At 63.3% G+C, this 8,221-nt stretch carries 6 protein-coding genes; 5 read left to right on the top strand and 1 reads right to left on the bottom strand.

Features of this window, described 5'->3' with window-relative positions; translation table 11 throughout:
• Positions 1 to 33: 33 nt before the first annotated feature.
• Positions 34 to 939 (bottom strand): LysR family transcriptional regulator, encoded by a 906-nt coding sequence (locus tag ACTJJN_RS24295; RefSeq protein ID WP_010953080.1) that lies wholly within the window; start codon positions 937 to 939, stop codon positions 34 to 36.
• 123 nt (positions 940 to 1,062) lie between these two features.
• Here ACTJJN_RS24295 and lysA point away from each other — a divergent pair, with 123 nt between their 5' ends.
• The 5 genes from lysA to ACTJJN_RS24320 all read left to right on the top strand — a co-directional run.
• Positions 1,063 to 2,295, top strand: coding sequence for a diaminopimelate decarboxylase (gene lysA / locus ACTJJN_RS24300; protein ID WP_012053193.1), 1,233 nt, complete (start codon positions 1,063 to 1,065; stop codon positions 2,293 to 2,295).
• 192 nt (positions 2,296 to 2,487) lie between these two features.
• On the top strand, positions 2,488 to 2,988 hold the full coding sequence (locus ACTJJN_RS24305) for a sigma-70 family RNA polymerase sigma factor (RefSeq protein WP_012053194.1): 501 nt from the start codon (positions 2,488 to 2,490) through the stop codon (positions 2,986 to 2,988).
• 5 nt (positions 2,989 to 2,993) lie between these two features.
• Positions 2,994 to 3,929, top strand: a complete 936-nt coding sequence (locus tag ACTJJN_RS24310; RefSeq protein WP_014753969.1) for a FecR domain-containing protein — start codon at positions 2,994 to 2,996, stop codon at positions 3,927 to 3,929.
• 110 nt (positions 3,930 to 4,039) lie between these two features.
• A complete protein-coding gene (locus tag ACTJJN_RS24315) occupies positions 4,040 to 6,526 on the top strand; it encodes a TonB-dependent siderophore receptor (protein ID WP_088513640.1) in 2,487 nt (828 codons plus the stop codon).
• 307 nt (positions 6,527 to 6,833) lie between these two features.
• Positions 6,834 to 8,221: T6SS effector BTH_I2691 family protein (locus ACTJJN_RS24320; protein ID WP_440781677.1), on the top strand; the 1,388-nt coding region annotated here is incomplete at its 3' end.

An 8,221-nucleotide genomic window follows, 5' to 3' on the forward strand; every position in this document is an offset into this window, starting at 1 on the left:
CCCTATCGCGACACAAGGCCGCCCCCACAATGATCAGGCCAGCGCCTGCTGCATCTCTTTGGCCTGCACCCGCAACGCCTCGCAAAACGGCTCCACCGCTGCCGATGCCGGCCGATGGTCCGGGCGTATCAGCATCACCTGATAGGGCACCGAAACCCGTAACCTGCGGATCGGCAACCCGCCTTGCGCCGCCTCCAGCCCGCTCAGCGGGTTGATGATCGCCACCCCCAGGCCTTGCCTGACCATGGCGCACACCGAAGCGGCACTGGTGGTCTCGATGACCGTGCGGCGGTTAACCCCGGCCGCACGAAAGTGCTGATCCAGGCGCTGGCGGTAGGTATCCAGGCTGGCCAGGTTGATGAAATCGACCTCATGGAAATCACTCAGCTCCAGTTCAGCCTTCACCTGCAGCGGGTGGTGCTCGGGCAACACGCACACCATGTTGGCACTGAACAGCAATTCACCATACGCGCCGCGCGGTATCTGTTCGACTTCAGTCAGGCCAAGGTCATGCTGCTGGGCAACCAGTGACTCCTCCAGCAAAGGCGACTCCTGCGCCAGAATGCTCACACTCACGCCGCTGTGCTGCTGGTGAAAGCGCTGGCAGGCCTTGGGCAACAAGGTTTGCGAGAACAGCGGCAGGCAGGTGATGGCCAGCCGGCCCTGCTCGAAGTTGCGGATGGCCTGGGCAAAGCGATCGATCCGCTCCAGCCCGACGTAGGCGCGCTCGACCTCTTCGATCAACAGCAGCGCCTGGGCCGTCGCCACCAGGCGCCCGCCCTCGCGCTCGAACAGGTTCAGGCCAGTCACCTGCTCCAGCCGCGCCAGTTCGCGGCTGACGGTCGGCTGCGAGGTGAACAGCAGGCGCGCCGCACCGGTGACACTACCAGCGGCCATGATGGCGCGGAACACTTCGATGTGGCGGACGGACAGTTTCACGGCAGCACCCGGTGAGTCGACAATGGGCATATCAGATATGAATGACTGGCAGAAAAATAGCTATTTTTCTGAATCCCCGCTTTGATTCATCCTCGTGGCCTTCCTTATCCGAGTAGCGCCACCATGACCGCACCCTTCACCCTTCTGGCCGAGGCGGTTCGCCAGCACGGCTCGCCGCTTTGGGCGTACGACGCCAGCACCATCGCCGAGCGTGTCGAGCAGTTGAACGTATTCGACACCGTGCGCTTCGCCCAGAAAGCCAACCCCAACCTGCATGTGTTGCGCCTGATGCGCGCCCATGGCCTGGTGCTGGACGCCGTGTCGCTGGGTGAGATGGAACGGGCCTTCGCCGCCGGCGCGAGCGTTGACGGTGACCCTGCCGGCGTGGTGCTGACCTGCGACGCGCTGGACCGCCCCACCCTGGAGCGCGTGGTGGCGTCAAAGATCGAAGTCAATGCCGGCTCCATTGACATGCTGCGCCAACTGGGTGAACGCTCGCCCGGCCACCGCGTGTGGATCCGCATCAACCCGGGCTTCGGCCATGGTCACAGCCGCAAGACCAATACCGGCGGCGAAAACAGCAAGCATGGCATCTGGCACGAAGAGCTGGACGAGGCGCTGGCGTGCATCAAGGCCCATGGCCTGCACCTGGTGGGCGTGCACATGCACATTGGTTCCGGGGTGGACTACCAGCACCTGGAACAGGTGGCCCGCTCGATGATCGAGCTGATCGACCGCCTGGGCGTGGACATCGAGGCGTTCTCCATCGGTGGCGGGCTGTCCACGCCTTACCGCAGCACCGACAAACCGGTCGACCTGCAGCGTTATGCGCAGACCTGGGCGGTGGCGCGCAAGGAGATCGAAGCGATGCTCGGCCACCCGGTGCGCATGGAGATCGAACCCGGGCGCTTCCTGGTGGCGGAGTCGGGCTACCTGGTGGCCGAAGTCCGTGCCGTGAAACAGGTGGGGCGCAATACCTTCGTCATGATCGATGCCGGCTTCAACGACCTGATGCGCCCGGCGATGTACGGCGCCTACCACGGCATGACCCTGCTCGATGCCGATGGCCAGGCAGTAGATCGCCCGCGCCAGCCGACCGTGGTGGCCGGGCCGTTGTGTGAATCGGGTGACGTGTTCACTCAGGATGACCAGGCGCTGACCCCGCAGGACCTGCCTCAGGCACAGGTGGGCGACCTGCTGGTGATCCACGATGCCGGGGCCTATGGCGCGTCGATGTCGTCGAACTACAACAGCCGGCCGCTGCTGCCGGAGTTCCTGATCGAGAACGGTGCCCTGCGGATGATCCGCCGGCGCCAGACGGTGCAGGACCTGCTGAGCCTGGAGGCCGGGTTCTAACCACTGCCCTGCAAGCCTGCACGACTCTTTGTGGGAGCGGCCTTGCGTCGCGATAGGGCTGCACAGCAGCCCCACAAATGTAGCCGTGATGCNAAGGCCGCTCCCACAGGGTGTGTGCTCGCGGTCCTTGCAATAAGCCCCACCTCTCGCGACAATGCGATCAATTCCCATTAATATTGCGGTCTTGACGCCATGGCAACGCTCGATCCCCAGGCCCTGCACCAGCTGTACAGCGAAAACAACAGCTGGCTGAAGGGCTGGCTGCGCGCCCGCCTGGGCAACGCCGCCGACGCTTCCGACCTGGCGCACGACACGTTCTTGCGGGTAATGACCGCGCGTAACCCGTTGCCGATCCGTGAGCCGCGCAGCTACCTCAGCGCTATCGCCCGCGCCCTTCTGATAGACAAAGCTCGCCGTCGCATCATCGAAAAAGCTTACCTGCAGGCGCTGGCCCTGCGTCCGGAACCGGTAGAGGTGTCGCCGGAGGTGCGCTTGTCCATCATAGAGATGCTGGTGGCCGTGGACAGCCTGCTCGACGAACTCGGCGCCAAGACCCGCGCCATCTTCCTTGCCGTTCAACTCGAAGGCCTGACCTACGGCGCTGCGGCCGAGCGCTTCGGCGTGTCGATCACCACCGTGAAGAATCACCTGATCAAGGCCATGACTCGCTGCCTGCTGGCAGTCGAAGGCTGACGCCCATGGATCTCAAGACACTCGAAGCCGCTGCCACCTGGTATGTTCAGCTCAACGACGGCGCCAATAGCGAGGCCCGCACCCAGGCCTGGCGACAGTGGTTGCAGGCCAGCCCCCTGCACGCAGCCGCCTGGGCGCGGGTAGAAAAGCTGCAGCAGCAATGGGCCATGGTGCCGCCGCAGGCGGCGCTGTCCGGCCTTGGCGCGGCCCAGGCGCAGCGGCGTGACGTGCTGAAAGTGCTGGGCCTGCTGATGGCCATGGGGGGCGGCAGCTGGCTGGCGGCCGAGCAGGTGCCCTATCGTGCCTTGCTGGCCCAGCACAGTACCCGCAGCGGCGAGCGCCGCGCCCTGCACCTGGAGGATGGTTCACAACTGGAGCTGAACGTGGATACCGCGCTGGATGTGCGCTACGCCACAAAGGTGAGGGCGATTCAGCTGTATCAGGGGGAAATTCTGGTGCGTCCGGTCAGCGATCGTCAGCAGCGCCCGTTTATCGTGCACACCGATGACGGCAGCGTACTGGCCCGCAGTACCGCGTTCAGCGTCCGCAAACTGGCGCAGCAGACCCGCGTGGGTGTGCTTGAGGCCAGCGTCGAAGTTCGCCCCATGCGCCACCCTGATCGAGTGCTGCAACTGCACGCTGGCCAGCAAGTGAGTTTTGATCAGGGTGTCGTCCTCGACGCCCATGCCCTCCCCGCCGATTCCACGGCCTGGTTGCAAGGCATGCTCAGCGTGAACGACTGGCGCCTTGGCGATTTCCTCGAAGAACTGGGGCGCTATCGTCCAGGTGTGCTGCGCTGTGCCTCGTCGATCCAGGCCATGAGCATTTCCGGTGCGTTCCGCATTGACGACACCGATATCGCCCTGGCCAACCTGCCGAAAACCTTGCCCGTGAAAGTGCGCTACTTAAGCCGCTACTGGGTGAGTGTGGAGCCCGCCTGAGCAACTGCGGAAAAACTTTCGCCGCAATCTTGCTGATTTCGATTCTCGTCCGTCCCTGACACAAGCCGCGACGACAGCGACTTTCTGCCATGACTCGGAAGGACCACGAAATGCCACACCTGCACCCTACCCCAGCAACCAAGCTCAGCCAGGCCGTCCGCCTGGTGCTGTTCGGCATGTACCTGGCCAGCGCGCCCGGCCTGCTGCTGATGCCTGCCCAGGCAATGGCCCAAAGCCAGGCCACCTACCATGTCCCCGCTGGCTCACTGGGCACCGCCATCACCCAGTTTGGCGTACAGGCGGGTGTGACCATTTCGTTCGACACCGCACAGACGCGCAACCTCGACAGCGCGGGCCTGGAAGGCAGCTTCAGTGTCGAGGAAGGTCTGGCGCGGCTGCTGGGCAACAGTGGCCTGCAGGCGCAGCGTCAGGGCAATGGCGGCTATGTGCTGGTCCCTGCGCAAAACGGTTCGGCCATGGAACTGGCGCCGATGAACATCGACGCCAACCGCCTGGATGCGACCAGCGAAGGCTCCCAGTCCTACACCGCCCGTGCCATCACCATCGGCAAGGGCGTACACACGCTGAAAGAAACCCCGCAGTCGGTCACCGTGATGACCCGCAAGATGCTCGACGACCAGAACCTCAACACACTGGAGCAGGTACTGGACAAGACCCCGGGCATCACCGTGTATGACTCGCCCATGGGCGGCAAGTATTTCTATTCCCGTGGTTTCAACCTGGATGGCCAGTACCAGTACGACGGCGTGCCCTTGGACGTGGGCGGCAACTACGTGCAGGCCAACAGCTTTTCCAGCGACATGGCGTTCTATGACCGCGTCGAGGTGCTTAAAGGTGCGGCCGGCATGATGAAAGGCTCTGGCTCCTCCGCCGGGGGCGTCAACTTCGTGCGCAAACGGGGGCAGGAAAAAGCCGCCACCACCGTCACCCTGTCAGCCGGCAGCTGGGACAACTACCGCGGGCAAGTGGACGTGGGCGGCCCGCTGAACGCGTCGGGCACCGTGCGGGGGCGCGCCGTGGCGACGCTGCAGGACCGCCAGTACTTCTATGACACGGCCAAGCGCCAGGACCAGATACTGTACGGCGCCATCGACTGGGACGTCACGGCCGACACCACCGTGGGCTTTGGCCTGGCTTACGAGGATGTCGATGCCACCCCGTGCTACGCCGGCCTGCCACGCTACGCCGATGGCAGTGACCTGAAGCTGTCGCGCTCCACCTGCCTGGGGGCCAGCTGGAACGACATGCAAAGCCAGCGTATTACCGGCTTTGCCGACCTCAAGCACCGCTTCAACGATGACTGGACCCTGAACTTCGCCTCGATCTACACCCACAACACCCAGGACATCGAATACGCTTATTCCGAAGGCACGGTACCCGTCGGCGCCAGCACCGCCAGCATGAACGTCCGGGCCGGCCGTTTCGACTACGACCAGGACGACTACGGCTTCGATAGCTATGTCGATGGCAAGTTCGAGGCGTTCGGCCTGCAGCACGAGCTGATCATGGGTGTCAACGCCAGCCGACAGAAAACCCATGATTACTTCGCGCTGATGCTGCTGGACGGCAAGCAGGACCCGTTCAACCCATCCGCGAACTTCACACACCCGTCCAAGGCCGATTACCTGGTCAACCCGAGCCGCGGTGGCAGTGTGCCAACCGATACCACTACCACCCAGTACGGCACTTACGCCAACCTGCGCCTGAAACTAGCAGAGCCACTGACCTTGGTGCTGGGCGCGCGGGTCAGCTGGTACCGTAACAAGAGCGACTCCTATACCCAGTTCTACGATTACTGGGTGCATAATCGCAGCCAGGAAAACGGTCAGGTCACGCCGTTTGCCGCCGTGCTGTACGACCTGAACGAGCAGTGGACCGCCTATGCCAGCTACGCCGACATCTTCCAGCCACAGAGCGACAAGGTGAATGCCGAGCGGCAGGCGTTACAGCCAAAGACCGGCGCCAACTATGAAGTCGGCATCAAGGGCGAGCTGCTCGACGGCGCGTTGAACACCTCCTTCAACCTGTTCCGCACTGTCGAGAATCACCGCGCAGAAACGGACTACGTCGATACCTGCCCCTCAGGCGACGGGTATTGCTACAACGACAGCGGCAAGGTACGCGCACAGGGGTTCGAAGCCGAGATCAGCGGCTCGCCGATCGAGCGGTTGCAGCTGTTGGCGGGCTACACCTACACCCAGACGAAGTACCTGAGTACCATCGAAGACACTGACCCGACCGAACTGACCTTCACCTCCAGCTTCATCCCACGGCACATGCTCAAGGTATGGGGTGACTACCAGCTGGGCGGTGCTCTGGAGCGCTGGACCCTCGGCGCAGGCCTGAACAGCCAGAGCGAGAACTTCCGTACCACCGGCACTACCCGTGTCGAACAGGCGGGCTACACCGTGTGGAACGGCCGTGTGCAGTACCGCCTCGACCCGAACTGGACTGTCGCGCTCAACGGCAACAACCTGTTCGACAAGAAGTACTACGCCACCATCGGCGCGCCGGCGTGGGGCAACTTCTATGGTGAACCGCGCAATTTTATGGTGACATTGCAAGGGGCGTTCTGAAGTACTTTCCGGGGAACGATCGGGCCGCTTTGCGGCCCTGTCTGGATGCGGACCGTATTTAAAATAGCGACCAGGGTGGCGCCTCCACCCAGTAACGATGGGCCTGCCCCGTGACAGCGGACGGGTTGACGTGAAAGGCGATGAAAACCCTGGTAACGTCAACGATACCGCTTAATCAGAAATTTCCTACGCACCTATCGGAAGCGCAACGCTCCTTTGAGAAGTGATTCCTCGCTAGTGTCCAGCCCTGGGTCGAATGCAACGCTTGCATGCATTTGATGATCATCCCTGCTCGCTGGAGCTATACATGGACTCGTTGAAAGAAACCCTCGAACTGTGCAGGCGCATCACCTCCGGCTACCGCCCTGCCCTGCGCAACAGCCCCGTCGCCGACTGCACCCGCCGCTTCGAACTGCTGCCCCTGCGCTACGCCGCCGTCGGCGGCAACCCGGCACAACGTGCCCGCCTGCCCAAATTGCCGGGCTATCTCAGCCCGTTCCAGGAGGTCGGCGAGCTGACCCACTCCAGCTACGCCATCCGCCCTTTGCGTGAGGGCTTTCTCTACCTGCTGATCAAGCGCCATAGCGCACCGGCCTACGAATGGCACAGCCAGTACCGCGTGGCGCCCAATGGCTCGCTGCTGTACATCAGCAGCGACGCCCCCTGGGCGCCTGCCCCCAGCGCCGGCAATCTGGATGAGATCCTTCGCGGTTTCGGCTGGACCATCACCCTCTACGACCTGGATGACATCCAGGAGCTGCGCCCATTGTTCAGCCCTTCCCCGCTGACCCCGCGCATGCTCGACAACTACCGCCTGCTCGACGAGGAATACCGCAGCAGCCTGCCCACGATCGATATCGCCCGCTTCATCCAGCCTTCCGACGCCCCGCCACAGCCCCACGTCCTCAAGCATGACCAACTGAACTGGGTGGCCGACTTCAAGGCCCAAAACGATGCAGACCTGCAGGCACTGCTGGACCTGCAGCCGTTCAACAACGACCAGATCGTCTCGCCGCACGCATCACGCCAAGCGCTGGCACCGCTGGTGAACCACAGCAAACCCCGTGGCGCCGCCATCGTCATCGAAGACGCCATCGGGATCACCCAGGAGCTCAACGCCTGGCGCAACGCCGCTGTCGAGGATGTGAAGACCCAGTGGCTGGCGCGTACCGTGGAACCCGGGGTGGACAACGAACGCAAGCTGCTGGTCGCGCAGTCGTTCCTGGAAATCGAAAAACTCTACCCGCAGATGGTGGCCGAGCAGATCGTCAAGCGCGAAGTCATGGCCGAAAAAGTCCGCAACCAGCCCCACCTGCATCCCGAGATCTACTTGTTCTCCGAACGGGCCAGTCAACAGGCCGATGCCCATGATGAACGCATGAAGCCCCACCTGGCGCAGTTCGAGCGCGAGGTCCGCAGCAAAGTCCAGGCCCGCCAGGATGCCGGCGAGTTCCGCAAGCGGTTCGACCAGAAATACGGCCACCTGGTCGACCGCCAGGCCATGCACGATCAGCTCGACGGTTTCGAGCAGGCCATGCAACACGCCCAGCAAGCCGCCGAAGACCGCGCCAACGACCATACCCGCTGGGTGGTCAGCGAACGGTTGTTGCAGGCGCTGGACCGCTACGACAACGCCGACCTCATCAACGGCCTGGCCTTTGCCGAACAGACCGGCCAGTGCGTGATCGGCATGGA

Source organism: Pseudomonas sp. 22515, from assembly GCF_052044625.1.
Classification (GTDB): domain Bacteria; phylum Pseudomonadota; class Gammaproteobacteria; order Pseudomonadales; family Pseudomonadaceae; genus Aquipseudomonas; species Aquipseudomonas alloputida.